Source organism: Micromonospora sp. NPDC049051 (assembly GCF_043197575.1).
Taxonomy (GTDB): Bacteria; Actinomycetota; Actinomycetes; order Mycobacteriales; family Micromonosporaceae; genus Micromonospora.
Genome location: NZ_JBICTL010000004.1, coordinates 695,005 through 717,024 on the forward strand (window position 1 = coordinate 695,005; position 22,020 = coordinate 717,024).

Consider the following 22,020-nt stretch of genomic DNA (forward strand, 5'->3'; position numbering starts at 1 on the left):
GACATCGCGGTGAGTGGTGATCGGTTCGCGTTCGTGAATTCGGCGGGTGTGTTGTACGCGAAGGACGGCCTGTACTCGTCGTGGCAGGCGGTCAATTCCGGCGGGGCGACGAGGGTGGTACTGACCGGCAACCGGATCGGCTGGGTGCAGGGCGGCAACTTCTACGCCAAGGAAGGCATCCAGGGCGGGTGGCTCACCCTGGCCGAGGGCGGGCAGGTCAGCGACGTCGCGATCGGCGGCGACGACTGGTTCGCGTTCGTCGGCGGCGGGAACTTCTTCGCCAAGCAGGGCGTCTACGCCGGGTGGCTCACGATGGCCGGCGGCGGGCAGGTCGGCGACGTCGACATCGCCACCTGAGCGCCCGCCCCCGCCGACGGGCGGTGCGGACGACGCAGTGCCCACCGCCCGTCCCGACCACGGAACCCCAGGCCCGGGGTTTGCGGGGGCGCGGGATCGGAGACATAACCCCGGCATGGCTGACAGGTGGTACTCGGAGGCGGTCGTCTACTGCCTCGACATCGACACGTACGCGGACTCCGACGGCGACGGGGTCGGTGACATCCGGGGGCTCATCGGGCGGCTGGACTACCTCGCCCGGCTGGGCGTGACCTGCCTCTGGCTGCACCCCATCCACCCGTCACCCAACCGCGACGACGGCTACGACGCGACCGACTTCTACAACGTCGACCCGCGCTTCGGCACCCTCGGCGACTTCGCGGACCTGCTGCACCAGGCGCAGAACCGTGGCATCCGGGTGATCATCGACCTGGTGGTGAACCACACCTCGAACGAGCACCCGTGGTTCCAGTCCGCCCGCTCGTCGCCCGACTCGCCGTACCGCGACTGGTACGTCTGGGCCGACCACGAGCCGAGCGACCGGCACCAGGGCATGGTCTTCCCCGGCGAGCAGCACGAGACGTGGACCTACGACCGGACCGCCAAGGCCTGGTACTACCACCGGTTCTACAAGTTCCAGCCGGACCTGAACTTCACGAACCCCGCCGTCCGGGCCGAGATCAAGAAGATCGTCTCGTTCTGGCTCCAGCTCGGCGTCTCCGGCTTCCGGATGGACGCGGTGCCGTTCATCATCGAGCTGACCGAACCGGGCAACCCGGACTCGCCGAAGGACTTCGAGTTCCTCAGCGAGCTGCGCCAGCACGTGCAGTGGCGCCGGGGCGACGCCGTCCTGCTCGCCGAGGCCAACGTCGAGCCCGACGAACTGCCCACCTTCTTCACCGACGTCGGCGGCTCGGCGAACCGGCTGCACATGCTCTTCGACTTCATGCTCAACGGGCGGCTGATGCTGGCCCTGGCCCGGCAGGATCCCGAGCCGATCATCGAGGCGCTGCGGGATACCCCGGCGCTGCCCGAGGGCGGGCAGTGGGCCACCTTCCTGCGCAACCACGACGAGATCGACCTCTCCCGGCTCACCGCCGAGCAGCGCAACCAGGTGTACGAGCAGTTCGGCCCGGACGAGAACATGCGCATCTACGACCGGGGCATCCGCCGCCGGCTCGCCCCGATGCTCGGCAACGACCGTCGCCGCATCGAGCTGGCGTACTCGTTGCAGTTCTCGCTGCGCGGCACGCCGGTGCTGCGCTACGGCGAGGAGATCGGCATGGGGGAGGACCTGTCGCTGCCCGGCCGGGAGGCGATCCGTACCCCGATGCAGTGGTCGTTCCAGCCGAACGCCGGCTTCTCCACGGCCGACCCGGAGAAGCTGATCCGCCCGGTCATCGACAAGGGCGAGTACTCGTACGAGAAGGTCAACGTGACCGCCCAGCGCAGCGACCAGAAGTCGCTGCTCGCCTGGTTCGAGCGGATGATCCGTACGCTGCGCGAGGCCCCCGAGGTGGGCTCGGGCTCCACCACCCACATCGACGTGGCGATGCCGCCGGGCGTGCTGGCGCACCGGGCCGACGGCCGCACCGGCACGATGGTCTTCGTGCACAACCTCGGCACCACCGACGCCGAGGTGGACCTCAGCATGCTGGAACCGGAGGCGGACCTGCCCGTCGACGTCCTCTCCGACCGCAACTACGGCGACGTCGGCAAGCTGGACCGGCTCAAGGTGGCCGGCTACGGCTACCGGTGGATCCGCCTCTGCCGGGGCCGCGGCCTCTGACCCGGTCGCCACGCCGAACACCGGCCGCTCCCGCCGAGGCGGGGGCGGCCGGTCACTCCCGCCAGCCGGCCAGTTCGACGCCCTTGGCGAGTTCGACGCGGAAGCCCAGGGTGATCTCACCACTGTCTCCCGGACCGAGCCGCAACTGCCAGGTCAGCTCGCCCAGCTCGGTGCGCTCGGCCGGGGGCGGGACGAGGGTGGCATCGCGGACGAGGACCGCCTCGTCGCGGGACACCGGCAGTTGGTCGCGTACCTCCACCGTCGCCGGCCGGGACGTGTGGTTGGCCACGCTGATCCGGTATTCCACGTCCCGCCGCCGGGTCGAGCCGAGCGTGGCCCGGGTGTCGGCGCGTCGGCTGAGTTTCCGCTCCACCCGGACCCGGTCGTCCACGCCGAGCGCCAGCTCGGTCTCCTCACCGGGTGCCCACATCGGCAGCCGGGTGGCCGCGACGAAGTCGGCCCCGTGGAAGACCGCCGCCGGGCCGGGGAGCAGCGTGTGCGGCGAGGTGTTGCGGACCGTCGCGCGCAGGTGCGCCTCGGCCGCGCGGACCGGCACGGTCACGTGGTCCAGCCGGGCCGGCAGCTCCAGCACGGCGATGGTCGCCCGGTGGGCGCTGCCGTCCGCCGGCACCGCGACCGGGCGGGCCGGCCGGTAGGTGGCCGCCGTGACCCCCTGCTCGACGGTGGCCACGCTCTCGCGCATCTCGGGGCGCGGCGCGCCGGACCGGGCCACGGCCCCGGCGGGCGGACCGCCGGGCGCCGCGGGGGCCGGCATCGCGCCGAAGCTGGCCGCCCTCGGCATCGGCGGCGGCACCGGCCGGAGCCGGTCGAGATACCAGGGCGTCAGCTCGGGTACGCGGGTCGCCGCCGCCGGCCGGGCCGTCGAGAGTTCGAGTACGCACTCCGGCCAGTCCTCGCCGGTGTCCTGGCTGACCAGCCCGAACCAGGTGACGGTCATGGTGTCGTCGACCAGCCGCAGGTCGTAGGAGGGCTGCCAGCGGGCCCCGTCGATCAGGTAGCTCAGCTCCAGGTCCAGCTCGTCGTCGTCGGCGTCCACCGCCACGGTCACCTCGGCGGCCAGCCGGTCCGGTTCCCGTTTGCCGCTCGCGGCGTCCAGCTCCCGCCGGACGGCCGCCAACTCCTCGGTCAGGTCGGTACGCCGCCGGGTCAGGCCACGCCGGCGGCCCTGCGAGTCGGCGAGCTGGCCGGCCACCGAGTCGGCGAAGGCGGCCACGTCGGTCGGGGCGGCGTCGCCGGCGGCCAGCGCGCGGGCGTACGTGCCGCCGGCCCGGTCGGCCAGCCGGGTGAGGAACTGCCCCCGCTGCGCCTCGACCTCGTCCGCGTCGTCGATCTCGGCCAGCTCGTCGGCCAGCTCCCGGCTGCGCTGCTCCAGCTCGCGGACCTGCCCGTCGGCGCTGCGCGCCTGCCGCCACGTCGTGACGTCCACGCCGAGCACGGTGGCCGCGCCCCGGCCGCCGACGCGCAGCGAGTCCCGCCGTACGCCCAGCGGCAACGGTGCGATGCGTACCCGGTGCTCACCGGCGGCCAGCCGGGTGCGGCCCCGGCGGGTGACCCGGGCCCGGTCCGGGTAGACGGTGACGCCGACGACGGGTGCTTCGATCTCCACTGCCCTCACGGCGGCGAGAGTAGTAGGGCGGTGCTCGCACCGGCGTTCCGCGCCGGGCCGCCACGGCGTACGGCTGGGTTAAGCTCCTTCGATCGATTGCAGGTTACCGGGAGGTAGGCATGTCGGAGGAGCAGCGGGTCGCCATCGTCACGGGGGCGGCGCGGGGGATCGGGGCGGCGACCGCCCGGCGGCTGGCGGCCGACGGCCTCGCGGTCGCGGTGGTCGACATCGACGAGTCCGCGACCAAGGAGACCGTGGACGCCGTCGCGGCGGCCGGCGGCCGGGCGCTCGGCGTCGGCGCGGACGTGTCCGACCGGGCCCAGGTCGAGGCGGCCGTGGAACGGATCGCCGTCGAGCTGGGCGCCCCGACGGTGCTGGTCAACAACGCCGGCGTGCTCCGCGACAACCTGCTGTTCAAGATGACCGACGCCGACTGGGACACAGTCATGGGCGTGCACCTGCGCGGCGCGTTCCTGTTCAGCCAGGCCGCCCAGAAGCACATGGTCGAGGCCAAGTGGGGCCGCATCGTCAACCTGTCCAGCACCTCGGCGCTCGGCAACCGGGGCCAGGCGAACTACTCGGCGGCGAAGGCCGGCCTCCAGGGCTTCACCAAGACCCTCGCCATCGAGCTGGGCCCGTTCGGGGTGACCGTCAACGCGGTCGCGCCCGGCTTCATCGTCACCGACATGACCGCCGCCACCGCCGCCCGGATGAAGGTCGACTTCGAGGCGCTCCAGAAGCACGCCGAGTCGGAGATCGCGGTGCGCCGGGTCGGCCGCCCCGAGGACGTCGCACACACCATCTCGTTCCTGGCCAGCGAGGGCGCCTCCTTCGTCTCCGGCCAGGTGATCTACGTGGCCGGCGGCCCGAAGGACTGAGCCCCCGCGTACGCCCCGGCGGGCACCCGCCCGCCGGGGATCAGGCCGCCGGGGCGGGGCGGGTGCGCCAGAGCCAGAGCAGGCCGAGCACCGGCAGGACCAGCGGGACGTAGCCGTACCCGCTGCCGAACTGCGACCAGACCGTCTCGTCGGGGAAGAGCTCCGGCTCGACGAGGCTGAGGGCGCCGACGCCGAGCACCCCGGCCAGCTCCACGGCGCAGCAGGCCAGGGCGACGCGGCGGCCGGCGGCGCCGGCGCGGGCCAGACCCACCGCCGCGACGATGTAGATGGCCGCCGCGAGGGCCGAGAGCAGGTACGCCACGGGCGCCTCGTCGAACTTCGTGGCGATCTGCAGGCCGGCGCGGCTCGTCGCGGCGATCGCGAAGATCAGGTAGACCGCGATCAGCAGCCGGCCCGGCCCGGCGTTGGTCCGCTTCGCCTCCGGGGCGCGTACGTCAGCCACCCAGCACCTCCCAGGTCTGCTGGAGCCGTACGACGACCACCGGCGTGACCAGGCAGACCGCGCAGACGATCGCCGAGCCCCAGCGCGTCGGCTCCATCCGGGCCAGCACCCAGGCCAGCGGCGGCAGGCAGACCACCGTGGCGACATACCCGAAGAAGGCGCCCGGCTCGCCCGGCCGCTCGCCGCCGGCGAGGGCGACCAGCGCCACCGCCGCGAGCGCGAGCAGCGCCACCTCCAGCACGGCCAGGCCGGCGAACTGCACCCGGTCCGGTGCGCGGTGGCGCAGCGTGGCGACCAGCGCCCACGCGGCGATGAGGAGCGACAACACGATCGAGGCGGTCGCGAGGAGCCCGTCCACCGGCGATGACGCCGACGCTGCGCTGGTCACCGGGGCCATCCGGAGTGCGGTTCGGTCACCGGCACAGCCTACTAACCCACGTAGTACACCCCGTCACCCGCCGCCCCGCCGCAGCGCTCCGTCACCCGCGAGCCGTCCGGCGCCCGGTCCGATCCGACGCCTGGCGCCCGGCGCCCGGCGGGGCGGATGCGGGTCCGGCCGAGGGGTTGACTGTCGCGAAAGGACGGTCGAACCCCTATCGACCCCTATTCGCGAGCAGGGGCACGGTTGCGCAGCGTTAGTCTCTGATGACGTCACGCGACTCCGACGGCACGTTCGTCTGACGGAGAGGACCACCATGTCGTTGCCCACCATTCCCCCGGCGCTGAGCGTGGTGATCCCGACCTACCAGGATCCGCAGTGCCTCGCGCTGACCCTCAAGGCACTGACCCGACAGACGCTGTCGCCGGAACGCTTCGAGGTGATCGTGGTCCGGGACGGTGGCTCGCCCGACGGATACGCGGAGGCCCTCGTCGAAGGTGCCGGCCTGCGCCTGCGCGTACTGGAGCTCGCCGAACGCAGGGGTCGCTCGGTCGCCCGCAACGAAGGGGTGCGGCGAGCCGCCGCGCCCCTTCTGGTCTTCCTTGACGCCGACTCGTGGGCCGTGCCCGAACTGCTGGAGCGGCACCTGACGTGGCACGGCACCCCCGGCAGCGCGGCGGTGCTGATCGGTCGGCGGGACGAGATCGGGCTGGCAGACCTGCCCGCCGTGCTGGCCGGAGAGTCGGACTCGATCGCGCGCGCCTTCCCGCGCGGCGGCGACCTGCGGTTCGGGACGGGGCTTCCGGACGACGGCGGCGACTGGCTCCGGGCCGGCTGGGTGATCGCCTACACGCACAACGTCTCGCTCTCCCGTTCGCTCTTCACACAGGTCGGTGGCTACCGCGAGGCGTTCGGGCTGAGCTACGGCATGGAGGACGTCGAGCTGTTCTACCGCGTGGACCGGAGCCTGCCGGGCGGCGTCAACTTCGGCTACGACGACGAGGCCCGGGTCGTCCACCTGCCGCACTACAAGAACATCAACCGCGACTTCATGGAGTTGAAGGCCAACTTCCAGCAGGCCGCCAAGCTCTATCCCTGCATCGAGTGGGAACTCCTCAGCGCCGTCATGGGATACGAGGCGATCCGGCGGATCCTGCACTACCGGGCCCTCGTCGACGAGTGCGTCGAGCAGTCGGCCTGTGCCATCGGGCCCGCCGCCGCCCGGCTCGGCGGCCAGTTGCGGGGGCCCCGGACCCTCTGGATCGGCACCGGCCGCGCCGAGTCGGGGCTGCCGGCCTCGGCGCCGACCTTCGACTACGCCGCACCCATCGGGCCGGCCAACTTCCACCTGCTCGGCCTCGCCCCACCCATGCCGCCGGGCAGCCTGGACGCGGTGGTCAGCGTCGACTTCTGGCGGTACCTGCTGTGGCCGGAGCTCTGCCAGTTCATCTCCGCCTCGCTGGCGCTGAGTGGTGAGGTGCACCTGGTCGCCACCGCCGACTCGACGCCGGGGATGTGCGCCGCCGACCCACAGACGCTGGACTACCTGCGCCAGGCGCAGGCCGCCCAGTGCACGGCTGAACTGCGCGCCGTCGAAGGGCTCGGCCACGTGTTGACCCTGCGGGCCCGCCGGCCGGTGCCCCGTGCCGTGCGCCGGATGCCCGCACAGACCGCCGCCCGGACGCGACCCACGGCACTGGCGCCGGGGCGCACCCCGACGCGGGGATAGCGGATCGACGGTGCAGCCGGGCCCGACAAGGGTGTCGGGCCCGTTCCACCGCGCCCGGATCCGCGGCTAGAGACGGAAAGGCGAGCACATGCGCGTACTGCTGTCGACTCTCGGGTCGCGGGGTGATGTCCAACCACTGGTGGCGCTGGCGTCGCGGTTGAAGGCTCTCGGCCTGCACGTGCGCCTCTGCGCCCCGCCGGACTTCGCCCGCTGGGTGAGTACCTTCAAGATCCCCTTCGTGCCCGTCGGCCCGCCCTGGCGCAGGTCGGCGGCGCCCGGGCCGCGCGCCGCCGTGCCCCGGCCCTCGCCCGCACAGGTCCGCAAGTTGGCCGAGTCCTCCATCGGCATCCAGTACGAGGTGCTGTCGGCGGCGGCCCGGGACTGCGACGTCCTCGTCGCGTCGACCGGCCTCCAGGTCGCCGCCCGCACGGTCGCGGAGAAGCGGGGCATCCCGTACGTCTACGCGGCGCTCTGCCCGGCGGCCCTTCCCTCACCGCACCATCCGCCGCTGCCGCTGCCCCTCCTCGGGGAGAGACCGGCACCCGAGTCGGCCGACAACGGCGAACTGTGGGCCGCCAACCTGCGGCACGTCAACGACACCTTCGGCGTGCCGCTCAACGCACTGCGGTCGGCGGTGGGACTGGTCCCGGTCGACGACGTCAGCGACCACATCCACACCGACCAGCCGTGGCTGGCCACGGATCCGACGCTGGCACCCTGGCCGGACGCCGCCGACACGGCCGTCTACCAGCCGGGCGCCTGGCTCCTGCCGGACGAGCGGCCGCTGCCCGCCGAGCTGAGGGCCTTCCTGGACGCCGGCGGACCGTGCGTCTACGTCGGATTCGGCAGCGTCGCCGCGCCACCGGGACTGCTGGAGACGGCTGTCCAGGCGGTACGCGCGGTCGGCTGCCGGTTGGTCGTCTCCAGGGGCTGGGCGCCATTGTCGCGGACTGACCGGGCGTCCGACTGTCTGGTCGTCGGCGAGGTCAACCAGCAGGCGCTGTTCAAGGAGGTGGCCGCAGTGGTCCACCACGGCGGCTCGGGCACCACGACCACCGCCGCGCGGGCCGGCACGCCGCAGGTCGTCATACCGCAGGTCTACGACCAGCACTACTTCGCGCGGCGGGTGTCCGCGCTCGGCATCGGCACCGCACACCCCGGCGCGGTGCCGACCGTCGAGTCGCTGACCGAGGCGCTCGGCGCCGCGCTGCGCCCCGAGGTGGCCGCCCGTGCCCGCGCGTTCGCCGCCGTCGTACGCACCGACGCGGCACAGCTCGCCGCGACCCGGTTGACCGCCGCCCTGGGGGCCTGAGGCGTAGACGAGCGGCGGTCCGCCACCGGTGCCGCGTCCACCCCGGACCCGACACCGGTGGTGGACCGGGGCGGGACGCCGCGACGACTTCCGACACGGCCCCCGGCGTGGGTACCGGCCGCGGGTACCGTGGTGGGACGACGACGGGTGGAGGTTCTCGTGGTGCGGTTCGGGTTGTTCGGCACCGGTCACTGGGCAGCCGAGACGCACGGCGGGGCGCTGGACACGCACCCCGGGGTCGCGTTCGCCGGCGTCTGGGGCCGGTACCCGCGCAAGGCGGCGGCCCTGGCCGAGCGCTACGGGGTGCCGGCGTTCGACGACGTCGACGCGCTCGTCGACGCCTGCGACGCGGTCACCGTGGCCCTCCCGCCGGACGTCCAGGCCGACATCGCGGTCCGCGCGGCCACCGCCGGCCGGCACCTGCTGCTGGACAAGCCGCTCGCCTTGAGCGTGGCCGACGCCGACCGGGTGGTCGACGCCGCGCAGGCGGCGGGCGTCGCCTCGGTGGTCTTCTTCACCGGCCGCTACCAGCCCGACGTGGCCGCCTTCCTCGCCTCGACGGCCGCCGTCGGCGGGTGGCACACCGCCAAGGCGGTCCGGTTCGGGTCCATCTTCCAGCCGGGCAGCCCGTACGGCGCCTCGCCCTGGCGCCGGGAGCACGGCGCGCTGTGGGACGTCGGGCCGCACGCGCTGTCGCTCCTCCTGCCGGTGCTCGGCCGGGTCACCCGCGTCGCCGCGATGGACGGGCCGCGCGGGCTAGTCCACCTGCTGCTCACCCACGACGGGGGCGCGACCAGCACCGTCTCGCTGACCCTGGACGCCCCGCCGGAGGCGGTGAGCCGGGAGTTCGTCTTCTACGGCGAGAACGGCGTCGAGACCGTTCCGGCCGGCGAGGGTGACTCGGCGACCGCGTTCGGGGTGGCGGTCGACCAGTTGCTGGAGGAGATCGGGTCGGGCACCCGCGACCACCACTGCGACGTGCGCTTCGGCCGCGAGGTCGTCGCCGTGCTCGCCGCCGCCGAGACCGCCCGCGCCGAGGGCCGCACCGTCGACCTGTCGGGCTGACCCGCCGACGAGGCGGAAAAGCGGTCGCCTTCCGGCGGGGGCGTGGCTAGGGTCGCGGCATGTTCGCGCACGCTCTGATCGAGGCGGTCGGCACGCCGGCCGCACTCGGGCCGCTGCTGGTGGCCCGCCCGCGAGTCCGGCGTCCGGCCCTGTCCGGCGCGATCCGCGACTGACCCGCACCGCACAGACGACGCCACCGCCCGGCGAGCCCGGGCGCCGCGCCGTCCCGCCACGCCCCCCGGGCACCGTCCCGGGCAGGTGCCGCCCGCACCTCGCGTGGCGCTCCGCCGTGCGCCGCCGATCCCGCTTCCGCGCCACGCACAGGGCCGTCCGAGTCCCCTGAACTCTCCGGACAGGCCCCCGTTCCCGGCTGCCTGTCCGCTCCGTCGCCGCACGGCGACAGACAGGACGACGACCCGTGGCGCCCCGCCGTACCCGAGCAACCGAACGCGACCGGTCCCGTCGCGTACTGTCCCAGAACTTCCTCGCCGACCCGGCCGCGATCGCCCGGCTGGTGCACGCCGCCCGCCCCCGGCCCGACCGACTCCTGCTGGAGGTGGGCGCCGGCCGGGGCCAGCTCACCCGGCCGCTCGCCGCCCGCTGCCGGCACCTGACGGCGTACGAGGTGGACCCGGCCGCCGGTGCGGAGCTGGCCCGCGTCTGCGCGGCCCTGCCGAACGTGACGCACCGGCAGGCCGACTTCCTCACCGCCGCGCCGCCGCCCGAGGAGTTCGACGTGGTCGGCAACATTCCCTGGTCGCTGACCTCGGCCGTGGTGCGCTGGTGCCTGTCCGCGCCCGGCCTGCGCGCGGCCACCCTGCTCACCCAGCTCGAGTACGCCCGCCGCCGCAGCGGCGACTACGGCCGGTGGACCAGGCTGACCGTGCTGACCTGGCCGGAGTACGGTTGGCGGCTCGCCGGGCGGGTGCCCCGTACGGCGTTCCGCCCGGTGCCGAGGGTGGACGCCGGCATCCTGCGCGTCGAGCGGCGACCGGAGCCGCTGCTGGCCGCGGCGGCGCTGCCCGCGTATCGCCGGATGGTGGAGATCGGCTTCGACGGGGTCGGCGGCTCGCTCGCGGCCTCGCTCGCCCGGCACCACCCGCGGGCGCGGCTGTCGGCGGCGCTGCGGGCGACCCGGCTCGACCCGACCATCCCGGTCGGGCACGTCTGGCCCGAGCAGTGGCTGGTGCTGTTCCGGCTGCTGCACGCCCGCTGACCGGTCGTCGTGCCGCGTCTGCCGCCGCGCGCCAGTGGTGGGCAGGCGGCCGGTGGGACCACGTGGGGTGAGCCGGGCCCGGCTCAGGCCAGCGTGTTCAGGGCCTCGCCCAGCTCGGCGGGGGAGTCGAACTCCTCCGCCGGCAGGGCCCGCAGCGTCTGGAGCATCTCCGTGCTCACCCCGTTCTCCTGGGCCCAGCGGACCAGGTCCTCCCGGGAGACCGGATAGTCGAGCCCGGCCAGGTACTCCTGCAACTGCGCGCCGGTGACGGTCATGCCGGCGGGCTACCCGCTCAGCCCGCCGGCACACGGTTTCCGCCCCGCTCCGCGCCGTGCGTGCTCCCGGCGCCGGACGACCGGGTGCGCGGCACGAGATCACCGCCACCGGGCGTCGGCCGTGGCCGGGGCGTGATCGGTTTGCCCGGCGGCGCGCCGGGTAGCCGCCCGCATGCTGGTTCAGCGGCTCGGCGCGCCGAGCGACTTCGACCCGTTGCTGGAGCGCGTCCGGGACGCCCGGATCGTGATGATCGGCGAGGCGACGCACGGCAGCTACGACTACTACCGGCTGCGCGAACAGCTCACCCGCCGGCTGATCTCCGAGTGCGGGTTCTCGTTCGTGGCCGTGGAGGGGGACTGGCCCGACTGCGACCGGGTGCACCGCTCGGTGACCGCCGCCCCGGGCGGGGCCGCCGACCCGCGTACCGCGCTGGAACGCTTCGAGCGCTGGCCGACCTGGATGTGGGCGAACGCCGAGGTGGCCCGCTTCTGCTCCTGGCTGCGGGCGTGGAACGTGGAGCGGCCCGAGGACGCCCGGGCCGGCTTCCACGGCCTGGACGTCTACAGCCTCTGGGAGTCCATGCAGGCGATCTTCGACTACCTCGGCGAGGAGGACCCGGGCTCGCTGGAAGCGGCGCAGGAGGCGTACCGCTGCTTCGAGCCGTACGGCAAGCGGATCGAGGAGTACGGCGCGGCGAGCCGGTTCGTCTCCGCCCGCTGCGAGGAGGAGGTCGTACGGCTGCTGGCGCGTACCCGCGAACAGGCCGCCGGGGACGGCCCGGACAGCTTCTCGGCCTGGCAGAACGCGGAGGTGGTGGCCGGCGCGGAGCGCTACTACCGGGCGATGGTGCGCGGCGGGCCGGAGTCGTGGAACATCCGGGACACGCACATGGCGGACACCCTGGACCGGCTGCTGGAGCGCTACGGCCCGGGCGCGCGGGGCATCGTCTGGGCGCACAACACGCACGTCGGCGACGCCCGCGCCACCGACATGGCCGCCGACGGGATGGTCAACGTCGGCCAGTTGGCCCGCGAGCGGCACGGGGCCGACCAGGTGGTCCTGGTCGGCTTCGGCGGCTACCGGGGCACGACAATCGCCGCGCCGCGCTGGGGCTCGCCGGCCGAGGCGATGATCGTGCCGCCGGCCCGCCCCGGATCGGTGGAACACCGGCTGCACGAGCTGATGCCCGAGCGGGCGGTGCTCGTCTTCGGCGGCGACGACCAGCCCGGCTGGGTCACCGGACCCGCCGACCACCGGGCGATCGGGGTGGTCTACGACCCGTCCTTCGAGGCGTGGGGCAACTACGTGCCGACCCGCCTGGGGGAGCGCTACGACGCCTTCGTCTGGTGCGACGAGACGACGGCCCTGCACCCCCTCCCCGCCCTGAGCACCCCGGGCGAGATGGAGACCTACCCGGCCGGGGTCTGACCCCTCCCGCTCCCGCTGATCATGCAGTTGTGGTGCCCGTTCCAGCCGGCTTCGCCGGTTGTGCGGGGCACCACAACTGCATGATCGACCCAGGCGGGTCAGGCGCGGGCCGGGGCCTTCTCGTCCAGGTGGGCGCGCAGGCCCTCGCCCTCGATGTCGACGTTGGGCAGGATCTTGTCCAGCCAACGCGGCAGCCACCAGGCGCGCTTGTCGAGCAGCGACATCACGGCCGGCACGATGGTCATCCGGACCACGAACGCGTCGATGGCGACGCCGATGGCGAGCGCGAAGCCCATCGACTTGATGACCGGGTCGTCGAGGAAGACGAAGCCGCCGAACACCGAGATCATGATCAGCGCGGCGGCGGTGACCACCCGGGCGCCGTGCCCCATGCCGTTGATGGTCGCCTGCTGCGCGGTGTCGCCGTGCACGAAGTCCTCCCGCATCCGGGAGACCAGGAACACCTCGTAGTCCATCGCCAGGCCGAACAGGATGCCGATCAGCAGGATGGGCAGGAAGCTGACCAGCGGGCCGGGCGTGTCCAGGCCGACCAGGTCGGCGAGGTGGCCCTGCTGGAACACCGCCACGGTGATGCCGAACGTGGCGGCGACCGTGAGCAGGAAGCCCAGCGCGGCCTTGACCGGCACCAGCACCGAACGGAAGACCAGCATCAGCAGCAGCACCGAGAGCCCCACCACCAGCAGCAGGTACACCGGCAGGGCGTCGGAGAGCTTCTCGGAGACGTCGATGCCGATCGCGGTCGCCCCGGTCAGCAGCACGTCGACGTCGCGGAAGTCGCCCACCGCCGCGCGTACGTCGTTGACGAGCGTCTCGGTGGCCTCGTCGGTCGGACCCGTCTTCGGCACCACCCCGAGCAGCGCGGTACGGCCGTCCGGGCTGAGCTGCGGCGGAGCCACCGCGAGGACGTTCTCGGTGCGCTGGACCAGCGCGGTGACCTGCGGGATGGCGGCCGCGGTCTCCTGCGGGTCGTCCCCGGCGACCACCACCGCGAGCCGGCCGGTGAAGCCCGGTCCGAAGCCCTCGACGATGAGATCGTTCGACTCCCGGGCCGGCGAGCCGACCGGCGCGGTGCCGGCGTCGGGCAGCGACAGCCGCATGTCCGGCGTGGGCAGGGCGAGCAGCCCCAGCCCGAGCACCCCGACCAGGATGACCGGCACCCGGAACCGGGTGGCGAGACGCGCCCAGCGGAACCCGAAGCCCGAACGGTCCTCGGCGGGCGGGGTCACCGGAGCGGCGGCGTCGACCGCCCCGTCCCCGGCCGGCACGGTGGTGCGCAGCTTGCGGGGCAGCACCCGGCGGCCGGCGAAGCCGAGCAGCGCCGGCTGGAGCGTGATCGCGACCAGCACCGCGACGGTGACCGTGGCGGCGGCGGCCAGACCCATCACCGTGAGGAACGGGATGTTCACGACGGCCAGCCCGGCCAGCGCGATGACCACGGTGGCGCCGGCGAAGACCACGGCCGACCCGGCCGTGCCCACGGCCCGGCCCACCGCCTCGTCCGGCGACAGCCCCTCCAGCAGGTTCTGCCGGTAGCGGGAGGTGATGAAGAGCGAGTAGTCGATGCCGACCGCGAGGCCCAGCATCAGGGCGAGGATCGGCGCGGTGGTGCTCAGGTCGACCACGCTGCTGATGGTGAACAGGCCCGCCATGCCGACGCCCACGCCGATCAGCGCGTTGAGCATGGTCATCCCGGCCGCCACGAGCGAGCCGAACGTGACCACCAGGACGAGCGCGGCGACCGCCACACCGATCACCTCGGTGGAGCCGACCTCCGGCACGCTGCTGAGCACCTCGCCGCCGGGCGCGACCTCCCAACCCTGGGCCTCGACGCGCTCGCCGACCTTCTCGTACGCGTCACGCTGGTCGTCGGTCACCTCGTCGGCGCCCGTGGCGAACTGGACCTGGATCAGCGCGTACCGGCCTTCCGGGGAGACCGCTCCCACCTGGAACGGGTCGACGGCGCCGACCACGCCGGGCAGCGTCCCGGCCTCCTGGATGAGCTCCTTCACCACGGCCTGCCCCTCCGGGCTGGCGAGCGCGCCGTCGGCCGGGGCCTTGACCGCGATCGTGCCGGTCGCGCCGCTGGCCGCCGGGAACTGCTCGGCGAGCAAGTCCAGGGCGCGCTGCGACTCGGTGCCCGGCATGGTGAAGTTGTCGGCCAACTGGCCGCGCAGGGTCCCGGCGGCGAGGCCGAGACCGACGAGTACGACGAGCCAGATGGCCGCGACGAGTCGCCGCCGGCGCATCGAGCCCCGGCCGAGCCGGTAGAGGAGGGTGGCCATGAGTTCCTTGTCCTCGGTCGTGGAATGGGTGGAAACAGATCAGTCGACGGGCTCCAGCGCCCGCCGGGCGAGTGCCAGCAGGGCGGCGCGCAACTCCTCGTCGGGCACGTCGCCGAACTCCCCGCAGGTCTCGGAGATGCCGGCGAGCAGCACGAGCGCGGCGATCCGGGCCGACGGGCGTTCCGGGTGCCCGGCGAGCGCGTCGACCAGCCGCTCGGAGATCCGCTGGATGTGCGCGAAGGCGGGCTGCTGGAGCAGCTCCGGGAACTCACCCCGGAGCAGGGCGATCTCGCGCCGGAAGCGGACCGCGAGGTCGACGAAGCCCTCGGCGGCGACCCGTTGGGCGGTCGCGCCGCGATGCGCGCGGATCCGCTCGTCGAGCGCGTGGAGGACGCCGATCGCCGGGGCCATCAGCTCGGTGAGGATGGCCTCCTTGTTGGCGAAGTGGTAGAGCACCGCCGCCTTGGAACAGCCGACCTCGCGGGCGATGTCCTGCAACGAGGTGCCCCGGTAACCGGTCGTCGCGAACCGTCGAGCCGCCGCCGCAAGGATCTCGTCGTGCGTCTCCGGAACCATCCGCGCCATGCCGGTCCACCTCCCCGACCAGCATGCCTGACCGATCGGTCAGACCCTGACCGATCGGTCAGATGAGTGACGTGGCGTTTCCCACAGACGGCCGAGGTTTACGGCTCCGCCGGCCGTCCGACGAGGCCGTCGCCGGTTCGGGCGGGAGTCCCGCCCGCCTGGTCGGCCGCGCCGTGTGCCCGGTCGTACGCGGCCCGGGCGTCGGCGATCGCGCTCCGGTGCCGTTCCGCCCAACGGGTCAGGGCGACCAGCGACTCGTAGAGCTCCAGCGCCATCGGCGTGGCCGTGTACTCCACCTTCGGCGGGACGGTCGGATGGACCGTACGGCGCAGCAGCCCGTCGCGCTCCAGGTTACGCAGGGTCAGGGTGAGCATCCGGCGGCTGATGCCCTCCACGCGGCGCTCCAGCTCGGTGAAGCGCACCGGGCCCCGGGAGGCGGCGACCAGGATGCCGATGCTCCACTTGCCGCCCACCCGGTCCAGCACCTCGCGGACGGTGCACGCCTCGGCCTGACCGGGTGCGACCGCCCCGCACGCCCGCGCCGCCCGGCCGGCGGTCGCCTCGCCGTTCCCCTGGGCCATGAAGGTGCCTCCCTCGCTCTGCCCCCATGGTCACAGAGTCGCCGCGACCGGCCTGACCTGGGTGGTCGACGCTGAAGGGGGCCGGTCAGTCGACACCGGGCGTGTTCACCCCGCCGCGTCCGGTTGACCGCCGGCCTCCGGCCCGCGAAGGTGGTCGGATGAGTGGCGCTGACGAAAGCCGGGACGGGGTGTCGCTGACCAACCTCGACCAGCCGCTGTCCGACACCGCCGGCGCGACCAAGCGGGACCTGGTCGACTACCTCGACGCCGTGCACGAGCGGATCCTGCCGCAGCTGCGCGGCCGGCCGCTGTCGGTGATCCGCGTCCGGCCGGGGCAGCCGCCGTTCATGCAGAAGAACCTGCCGAAGTACACCCCGGACTGGGTGGCCCGCACGCCGGTCTGGGCCGAGGCGTCGCACCGCGAGATCTCGTACGCGCTCTGCGACGACCGGCGCACCCTGCTCTGGTTCGCCAACCAGCGCGCCGTCGAGTACCACCCCACCCTCGCCACCGTCGAGGACCTGCACCGCCCCACCCACCTGGTGCTCGACCTCGACCCGCCGGAGGGGGACTCGTTCGCGCTGGCGGTCGCCGCCGCCCTGCTGGTCCGGCAGGCGCTCGCCGACGCCGGGCTCACCGGGGCGGTCAAGACCAGCGGGGCCAAGGGCGTGCACGTCTTCGTGCCGGTGGCGCGGGGCGCCACGGTCGAGGACATGGCCGCCGCGACGCGGGCGGTGGCGGCCCGCGCCGAACGGCTCGACCCGGCGCTGGCCACCACCGCCTTCATCCGCGAGGACCGGGGCGGCAAGGTGTTCGTCGACTCGACCCGCGCCGGCGGGGCGACCGTGGTGGCCGCCTACAGCCCCCGGCTGCGGCCGGGCGTGCCGGTCTCCTTCCCGGTCGACTGGGCCGACCTGGGCGACGTCACCCCGGCCGACTTCACGATCCGTACCGTCCCGGCGCTGGTCGCCGACCGCGACCCGTGGACCGAGCGGCTGCCCGCGCCGCAGCGGCTCCCGGCGGACCTGGTCGCGGAGGGGCACACCATCCCGATCGCCCGGGTGCAGGCCATGCACGAGGGCAAGCGCCGGGCCCGCGCCCGCCGCGCCGCCGGCTGACGTACGCCCACCAGCCGCGCCGCGCCGACCCTGCTCGCCGCCCTTCCTGCTGCTGTCGACCATCCCGCGCTACGGCGGGGAGCGATCCCCGACTGCGCGGACGGGCGACCGATCCGTGCCGCCGTACGCCCGGAGGCGACGCCGTCATGGCGCTCCCGGGCGGCAGACGGGCGACGGCGGCCGACCTAGCGTCGACGACGACCCGGCGGACGGCGTCGGGACGACCCGGCGGCGGACGGCGTCGGCGGATCGGCAGGAGGAACCATGACCCGCAGCAGGTTGACCTGGGCGGTGCTCGTCGCTCTCGTATGGGCGGCCATGATGTCGTTCGGCGGCGTCGCCGCCGAAACGGTGATGCTCTACCCGAACATCTTCGGGGACCCGCCGGCGTCGCTGGACCGCGCCCGCGAGTTCCTGGTAGCGGGCGGCCCGAGCGACTACTTCCCGCCGCTCGGCGCGACCGTCGTGCTCGCCAGTCTCGTGGCGGCGGTGCTCACCTGGCGCGACCGCCGGCTGCGCTGGTGGATCGCCGGCGCGGCCGTGGTCTTCGTCGCCTGCGAGTTCCTGTTCTCGGTGTTCTTCTTCTGGCCGCGCAACGAGATCATGTTCGTCGACCCGGTCGGCACGCACTCCCCGGAGTACCTGCGCCAGGTCGCGGCCGAGTTCGTCGCCGGGCACCGGGTGCGCCTGGTGGGCGGGGCGGTGACGGCAGCGTTGGCGTTCACCGCGCTGCTGCGCTGGGCGACGGCGCCTCGGACCTGACGCGGACGAGCGAACGGGTGGACGCCCGGCGTCCTGCATGACCCGCCCTGCGGCCGTCACCGCGTGAGCGCGTCCGGCTCGCTTGCGCGGGACGCGAGCGCCTCGTCGATGACTGCTTGCAGCCGGTCCCGGGTGTCGATGAGGTCGACGATCTGGCGGCTGATGCGGTCGTGTTCGGTGACGAGGCGGGCCAGCGACTCGGGGGTGCTGATCCCGGTGTCCACGCAGGGCAGCAGGTCACGGATGGCGGTGCTGGACAGCCCGGCGGCGTACAGCTGCTGGATGAGCCGGACGCGGTCGACGGCGGTGGCGGGGTAGTGCCGTTGCCCGCTGGGGCTGCGGTGGGCGGCGAGGATGCGCTGCTCCTCGTAGTAGCGCAAGGCGCGCACGCTCACCCCGGACACGGCGGCCAGCTCGCCGATGCGCACGATGTCCTCCTCGTGGCTGATCAGGTCCCGGCCGGGTCAGCCTACGTCCGGCTACAGGCGTCAGCGGTGCACGCCCAGTGGCGGCCCGAGCTGGTTGGGGCGCTGAAGGCGCTACGTCGGCCGGACGGCGCCATCGACGGCCGGCCGCCGCGGTGAGGTCGCCGAGGCGGAGTCCTGGCGACCGCGGGCGGTCCGCTGCGGGCTCCGGTGGGGACGGAGCCCGCCGGGGCTGGAGCCGGGTTCAGGCGGCGCGGTCCATGACGGCTTCGAGGTCCAGCTCGCCCGCCCGGGTCTGCATCCCGGCGTCGAGGTAGCGGGCGGTGCGGTCGAGTGCCGCCTGCGGTGAGGGGTACACGAGGCCGAGGGCTTGCGCCTCGCGGGTCAGGCCCTCCTCGAGCCGGTCGCCGCCGGTCGCGGCGTTCACCGCGGCTTTCGCGGCGGCGATCTGCTGCGGGGTGAGTGCGGCTATGCGTCGGGCCAGGTCGGCGACGAAGGCGTCGAGTTCGCCGGCGGGAACGGCCCGGTTGATCCAGCCGTAGCGCTCGGCGGTGTCGGTGTCGTACAGCCCGGCGCCCAGGATCGCCTCCAGCGCGCGCGGCCGGCCGATCAGCGAGGACAGCAGCTGGGTGCCGCCACCACCGGGAATGATGCCCAGCCGGGTCTCCAACTGCGACATCCAGGTGCGTCCGGCGGCGGCGAAACGCATGTCCATGGCGGTGGCGAGTTCGTTGCCGCCCCCGCGGAGCCGTCCGGACAGCTTCGCGATCGTCACCTGCGGCAGGGACCGGATCGACAGCATCAGGTGCTGCATCGGGTTGAGCTGCGCAGTGCCCGTGTCGTCGGCGCCCAGGGCCATGAACCCGGCGGGGTCGGCGGCGAAACGCGCGTCGACGTGGGCGGAGAAGAACTCCGGTACGTCGCTCTGCACGACGACGACCCGCACGTCGGTGTCATCGCCGACGGCACGCACGAAACGCTTCAGTTCGGGCACCAGTGTCGCGTCGAGCAGGTTCAGTGGCGGGTGGGACAGGGTCACCCAGGCGACGCCGTCGGCATCGGTGATCCGCAACGCGGTGAAATCGGGGTACTGCATCGTGTTCCTCCACGCGGTGACCGCCCACCCGGTGTGGCCGGCCTCGCGAAAACGACGCTAGGACCTGACGTTGGCGTCAGAGGCAAGGGCTGTGACCCGGGTCATCAGACGGCGGCGGCGATGCCTCGGTCGGTCACGGTGTCCACCCCCGTGCTGCGGACGGAGGCCGTCGTCCTCGTGCCGCGAACCTGAAGCTGCGGGCCGAGGCGGTCGTGCCACGTGCTGCGAAGTCTGAAGCTGCGGGCCGGGGAGAGCGGGTGACGGTCGGATGCGGGCCGGACCGACGATGAAGGCCACTGACCGGTGTTGTTGCTGGTCAGTGGCCTTAGCGTAGGTGGCGCATGTTTTGTTGTGTGTGCCCCCGGCAGGATTCGAACCTGCGCCCCCGCCTCCGGAGGGCGGTGCTCTATCCCCTGAGCTACGGGGGCTCAGCGACTGGAGAAGACTAGCAAACGCCTCCCCGGAACGCCGAATCGGTATCCGGTCCTCGCCCTCGTGTCGCCCCTGCCCGTTCCACCTGCGCCTACCGCCGCCAGGAGAAGGCGCTCGGCTGGCAACGAGTGGAACCTCACGGTTGTCTCCGGGCGCCGGATGCACCCCTGACGTTCCACTCGCCGATGTGATCGGCGGCCACACCGACGACTGTGCCGGCCGGCACGACGGGGCCGCCCGGTGCGTGCCCTCGTTCGGGCCTGGGACGAGGGCCGCCGGGGCCGTTGGCCGCCTCGGGACTGCCGGATGCTGGTAGCCCGCCTTCGGAGCCGTCCGGTGCGTTCCGGTGCCCGGGGACGTGGTGTGGTCACCCGGGCGGGAGCGGTCAGGCGGCGACGGCGCGACCGCAGCTGGGCAGCGGGTGCAGCACGATACGCCGGGGCAGGCGCCGGGGCCACTCGTTGCGGGGCCAGGAGCCGTCCACGATCAGGTGCACGGTCCGCTGCTCCTCGCCGCTGAGCCGCAGTACGAAGTCGCGGGGGAGCGGCGGATCGACCGACGGTGTGGTGATCATGAAGCGCACCCGGCCGCGCGCCGAGACGGCGGAGATGACGTCCGCCGCCGGCATCGTGCCGCGCAGGCGTACCCGGCCGATCCAGTAGACATCGGCGAGGTGCTCCTGGGCCGCCCGGGTGATGATCGGGTAGTCGCTGCGGACCCAGCGTTCCACCGCGCCGACGCAGAGGCCGCAGGCGCGCTCCCGGGGCTCCCGTGGGCCCAGCCCCCAGGCCCGCAGGTACGCCCCGACCGCCCCGGCGTCCATGGACGCCTCGAAGCGGCGCTGGATGAGGGCGTGCAGGCTCTGCCGCGTCCACAGCTCCTCGCCCAGGCCCAGCTCGTCGGGGTAGACGCCCCGCAGGACGTCGATGAGTTCTAGCTCCTGTTCGCGGCTGAGCGTTCCCGGCTCGCCCTGCCGCTGTCCGCGACGGACGGCTGCCACCGCCCCGTCACCGCCGATGGTGTGGCGCCGGCACCAGCTGGTGACCGAACGCCGTGCGTCTCTCAGTGCAACCCCCACGTCCTGCGCAACGAGCCCGAATCGCTACTGGTCACGATATGTGTGGAGAAAACACTCTTAGTGTCGAAGTCGGTCGCAAGGCGCATCATGTTCTCTAGTGCGCAAAACGGACACTGGTGAGATGGCGGGCTCCTCCGGCAGCGAGGCGGATCGCGACGACCAGGAGGCCCTGCCGGCCTCGGCCCTGCCGGCCTCGGGCACCAGCGGCCTCGGGCACCCTGCCTCGGGCATCGCCGGCCTCGGGCACCGCCGGCTTCGGGCACTACCGGCTTCGCGCTGCCGGCCTCGGGCACTGCGGGCCTCGGGCGCTGCCGGGCCGCACCCGCCCGCAGCCGCCACCGTCCGGGCTGCCGTGCGACGGCGAGAGGCCCACGTCGAGCCGGATCGGACCGGCGGTCGACGTGGGCCTCTCGGTTGGCAGCGGTGTCGGCAGGCGACGTGGGCGCCTTCCGGGCTGGTCGGCGGGCGGGGTCAGCCGCCCAGGCGCTGCAGTGCGTTCTGGAGGTTGGTGAGGTCGTTGCGCTGGGTGTTCTTCATGGTCTGCGCGGTCCTGACCACGTCGGTCTCGTCGCTGACCTCGAGGATTCCGTCGATCATGTGAATGCCGCCCAGATGATGCTTGATCATCAGTTGCAGGAAGAGGACGTCCAGCTCCCGGCCCTCCGCCGCGTGCAGCTTCGCCATCTCCTCGGGAGTGGCCATGCCCGGCATCAACCCGTTCTTGACCAGGCCGGCGCCGTCGGACATCCAGGACATCGGCGGCTTGCTGCCCGCCGGGTCGAGCCCCCACGAACGCAACCACGTGTGCATGGTGCCGATCTCGCCCTGCTGGGCGGTGGCGATGTCGCCGCCGATGCTGCGGACCTCCGGGTCGCTGCCCTTGTCGAAGGCGACCAGGCCCATCTCCACCGCCTGCGCGTGGTGGGTCATCATGTCCCGGGCGAAGCCCGCCTCGGCCGAGGCGTCACCGGGTCGGGTCAGCCGGGGCGTCAGCATGCCGCCCGCGTACCCGAGGAGCAGCCCGACCACGACGGCCAGGGCCAGCGCGGCCGTGCCCCAGCGAACCGGCGGCCGCCGCTCCTCCGGAGCCGGGGCGGCCGGCTCGCTGGTCTCGGTCATGGTCGGGATGCTCATCGCTCTCC

20 protein-coding genes, 1 tRNA gene and 1 pseudogene are annotated in these 22,020 nt (G+C 73.5%); 10 read left to right on the forward strand and 12 right to left on the reverse strand.

The features are described 5' to 3' along the window. The coding region (locus ACGFIR_RS20020; RefSeq protein ID WP_393146401.1) for a hypothetical protein at window positions 1-357 on the forward strand (357 nt) is incomplete at its 5' end. A 115-nt stretch (window positions 358-472) separates the two neighbouring features. Continuing rightward, the gene (locus ACGFIR_RS20025; RefSeq protein ID WP_393146403.1) at window positions 473-2,125 is read left to right on the forward strand and encodes an alpha-amylase family protein; all 1,653 of its coding nucleotides are present in this window, start codon (window positions 473-475) and stop codon (window positions 2,123-2,125) included. Between the two features lie 52 nt (window positions 2,126-2,177). On the opposite strand, the gene ACGFIR_RS20030 is transcribed toward ACGFIR_RS20025, so the two are convergent. Further along, entirely contained in the window at window positions 2,178-3,752 is a 1,575-nt protein-coding gene (locus ACGFIR_RS20030) for a DUF4139 domain-containing protein (RefSeq protein ID WP_393146617.1), read from the reverse strand. Window positions 3,753-3,871: 119 nt separating this feature from the next. On the opposite strand from ACGFIR_RS20030, the gene fabG reads away from it, so the two are divergent. Further along, window positions 3,872-4,630 carry a 3-oxoacyl-ACP reductase FabG gene (gene fabG / locus ACGFIR_RS20035; RefSeq protein WP_393146405.1) on the forward strand — a complete coding sequence of 253 codons (759 nt, stop codon included), beginning with the start codon at window positions 3,872-3,874 and terminating at the stop codon, window positions 4,628-4,630. Here the strand turns inward: fabG and ACGFIR_RS20040 are convergent. Further along, window positions 4,603-5,093 (reverse strand): annotated as a pseudogene (locus ACGFIR_RS20040) (hypothetical protein). The gene fabG and the pseudogene ACGFIR_RS20040 sit on opposite strands and share 28 nt — an antisense overlap. Continuing rightward, a complete protein-coding gene (locus tag ACGFIR_RS20045; protein WP_392998944.1) occupies window positions 5,086-5,490 on the reverse strand; it encodes a hypothetical protein in 405 nt (134 codons plus the stop codon). Before ACGFIR_RS20045 ends, ACGFIR_RS20040 begins: the two are co-directional and overlap by 8 nt. Before the next feature lie 298 nt (window positions 5,491-5,788). Here ACGFIR_RS20045 and ACGFIR_RS20050 point away from each other — a divergent pair, with 298 nt between their 5' ends. The 4 genes from ACGFIR_RS20050 to erm all read left to right on the forward strand — a co-directional run bounded on the left by ACGFIR_RS20050 (window position 5,789) and on the right by erm (window position 10,794). After that, window positions 5,789-7,201, forward strand: coding sequence for a glycosyltransferase family 2 protein (locus ACGFIR_RS20050; protein ID WP_393146407.1), 1,413 nt, complete (start codon window positions 5,789-5,791; stop codon window positions 7,199-7,201). Between the two features lie 88 nt (window positions 7,202-7,289). Next, entirely contained in the window at window positions 7,290-8,513 is a 1,224-nt protein-coding gene (locus ACGFIR_RS20055) for a glycosyltransferase (protein ID WP_393146409.1), read from the forward strand. Between the two features lie 159 nt (window positions 8,514-8,672). Then, window positions 8,673-9,578 carry a Gfo/Idh/MocA family protein gene (locus tag ACGFIR_RS20060; RefSeq protein WP_393146618.1) on the forward strand — a complete coding sequence of 302 codons (906 nt, stop codon included), beginning with the start codon at window positions 8,673-8,675 and terminating at the stop codon, window positions 9,576-9,578. A gap of 418 nt (window positions 9,579-9,996) precedes the next feature. Further along, the gene (gene erm, locus ACGFIR_RS20065) at window positions 9,997-10,794 is read left to right on the forward strand and encodes an ErmE/ErmH/ErmO/ErmR family 23S rRNA (adenine(2058)-N(6))-methyltransferase (RefSeq protein WP_393146411.1); all 798 of its coding nucleotides are present in this window, start codon (window positions 9,997-9,999) and stop codon (window positions 10,792-10,794) included. A gap of 83 nt (window positions 10,795-10,877) precedes the next feature. Here the strand turns inward: erm and ACGFIR_RS20070 are convergent, their stop codons facing one another. Continuing rightward, entirely contained in the window at window positions 10,878-11,069 is a 192-nt protein-coding gene (locus ACGFIR_RS20070) for a DUF2795 domain-containing protein (protein WP_392998952.1), read from the reverse strand. 172 nt (window positions 11,070-11,241) lie between these two features. Between ACGFIR_RS20070 and ACGFIR_RS20075 the strand changes: the two genes are divergently transcribed. Next, window positions 11,242-12,498: an erythromycin esterase family protein gene (locus ACGFIR_RS20075; RefSeq protein WP_393146413.1), complete on the forward strand. Its 1,257-nt coding sequence runs from the start codon at window positions 11,242-11,244 to the stop codon at window positions 12,496-12,498. A 98-nt stretch (window positions 12,499-12,596) separates the two neighbouring features. Here ACGFIR_RS20075 and ACGFIR_RS20080 read toward each other — a convergent pair whose 3' ends face one another. The 3 genes from ACGFIR_RS20080 to ACGFIR_RS20090 form a co-directional block, all read right to left on the reverse strand. Continuing rightward, window positions 12,597-14,801, reverse strand: a complete 2,205-nt coding sequence (locus ACGFIR_RS20080; RefSeq protein ID WP_392998956.1) for an MMPL family transporter — start codon at window positions 14,799-14,801, stop codon at window positions 12,597-12,599. A 39-nt stretch (window positions 14,802-14,840) separates the two neighbouring features. Then, a complete protein-coding gene (locus tag ACGFIR_RS20085; RefSeq protein WP_392998959.1) occupies window positions 14,841-15,386 on the reverse strand; it encodes a TetR/AcrR family transcriptional regulator in 546 nt (181 codons plus the stop codon). 98 nt (window positions 15,387-15,484) lie between these two features. Then, on the reverse strand, window positions 15,485-15,967 hold the full coding sequence (locus ACGFIR_RS20090; RefSeq protein ID WP_392998961.1) for a winged helix-turn-helix transcriptional regulator: 483 nt from the start codon (window positions 15,965-15,967) through the stop codon (window positions 15,485-15,487). 158 nt (window positions 15,968-16,125) lie between these two features. On the opposite strand from ACGFIR_RS20090, the gene ligD reads away from it, so the two are divergent. Both ligD and ACGFIR_RS20100 read left to right on the forward strand, forming a co-directional pair. Then, window positions 16,126-17,085 (forward strand): non-homologous end-joining DNA ligase, encoded by a 960-nt coding sequence (gene ligD / locus ACGFIR_RS20095; protein WP_392998963.1) that lies wholly within the window; start codon window positions 16,126-16,128, stop codon window positions 17,083-17,085. A 264-nt stretch (window positions 17,086-17,349) separates the two neighbouring features. Next, a complete protein-coding gene (locus ACGFIR_RS20100; protein ID WP_392998965.1) occupies window positions 17,350-17,847 on the forward strand; it encodes an anthrone oxygenase family protein in 498 nt (165 codons plus the stop codon). Window positions 17,848-17,903: 56 nt separating this feature from the next. Here the strand turns inward: ACGFIR_RS20100 and ACGFIR_RS20105 are convergent, their stop codons facing one another. From ACGFIR_RS20105 to ACGFIR_RS20125, 5 genes are all read right to left on the reverse strand, one after another. Next, window positions 17,904-18,275 carry a MerR family transcriptional regulator gene (locus ACGFIR_RS20105; RefSeq protein ID WP_392998967.1) on the reverse strand — a complete coding sequence of 124 codons (372 nt, stop codon included), beginning with the start codon at window positions 18,273-18,275 and terminating at the stop codon, window positions 17,904-17,906. A gap of 241 nt (window positions 18,276-18,516) precedes the next feature. Next, window positions 18,517-19,368 (reverse strand): enoyl-CoA hydratase/isomerase family protein, encoded by an 852-nt coding sequence (locus tag ACGFIR_RS20110; protein WP_393146415.1) that lies wholly within the window; start codon window positions 19,366-19,368, stop codon window positions 18,517-18,519. A gap of 356 nt (window positions 19,369-19,724) precedes the next feature. After that, a tRNA-Arg gene (locus tag ACGFIR_RS20115) sits at window positions 19,725-19,796 on the reverse strand. A gap of 389 nt (window positions 19,797-20,185) precedes the next feature. Then, window positions 20,186-20,878 (reverse strand): winged helix-turn-helix domain-containing protein, encoded by a 693-nt coding sequence (locus tag ACGFIR_RS20120; RefSeq protein ID WP_393146417.1) that lies wholly within the window; start codon window positions 20,876-20,878, stop codon window positions 20,186-20,188. A 471-nt stretch (window positions 20,879-21,349) separates the two neighbouring features. Beyond that, window positions 21,350-22,012: a DUF305 domain-containing protein gene (locus ACGFIR_RS20125; protein ID WP_392998973.1), complete on the reverse strand. Its 663-nt coding sequence runs from the start codon at window positions 22,010-22,012 to the stop codon at window positions 21,350-21,352. Window positions 22,013-22,020: the final 8 nt, after the last annotated feature.

Bases quoted from the DNA above. Each gene is read 5' to 3' on its own strand.
- ACGFIR_RS20025 (WP_393146403.1), top strand. From the start codon at position 473: ATGGCTGACAGGTGGTACTCGGAGGCGGTCGTCTACTGCCTCGACATC.
- fabG (WP_393146405.1), top strand. From the start codon at position 3,872: ATGTCGGAGGAGCAGCGGGTCGCCATCGTCACGGGGGCGGCGCGGGGG.
- ACGFIR_RS20045 (WP_392998944.1), bottom strand. From the start codon at position 5,490: ATGGCCCCGGTGACCAGCGCAGCGTCGGCGTCATCGCCGGTGGACGGG.
- ACGFIR_RS20050 (WP_393146407.1), top strand. From the start codon at position 5,789: ATGTCGTTGCCCACCATTCCCCCGGCGCTGAGCGTGGTGATCCCGACC.
- ACGFIR_RS20055 (WP_393146409.1), top strand. From the start codon at position 7,290: ATGCGCGTACTGCTGTCGACTCTCGGGTCGCGGGGTGATGTCCAACCA.
- ACGFIR_RS20070 (WP_392998952.1), bottom strand. From the start codon at position 11,069: ATGACCGTCACCGGCGCGCAGTTGCAGGAGTACCTGGCCGGGCTCGAC.
- ACGFIR_RS20075 (WP_393146413.1), top strand. From the start codon at position 11,242: ATGCTGGTTCAGCGGCTCGGCGCGCCGAGCGACTTCGACCCGTTGCTG.
- ACGFIR_RS20080 (WP_392998956.1), bottom strand. From the start codon at position 14,801: ATGGCCACCCTCCTCTACCGGCTCGGCCGGGGCTCGATGCGCCGGCGG.
- ACGFIR_RS20085 (WP_392998959.1), bottom strand. From the start codon at position 15,386: ATGGCGCGGATGGTTCCGGAGACGCACGACGAGATCCTTGCGGCGGCG.
- ACGFIR_RS20090 (WP_392998961.1), bottom strand. From the start codon at position 15,967: ATGGCCCAGGGGAACGGCGAGGCGACCGCCGGCCGGGCGGCGCGGGCG.
- ligD (WP_392998963.1), top strand. From the start codon at position 16,126: ATGAGTGGCGCTGACGAAAGCCGGGACGGGGTGTCGCTGACCAACCTC.
- ACGFIR_RS20100 (WP_392998965.1), top strand. From the start codon at position 17,350: ATGACCCGCAGCAGGTTGACCTGGGCGGTGCTCGTCGCTCTCGTATGG.
- ACGFIR_RS20110 (WP_393146415.1), bottom strand. From the start codon at position 19,368: ATGCAGTACCCCGATTTCACCGCGTTGCGGATCACCGATGCCGACGGC.
- ACGFIR_RS20125 (WP_392998973.1), bottom strand. From the start codon at position 22,012: ATGAGCATCCCGACCATGACCGAGACCAGCGAGCCGGCCGCCCCGGCT.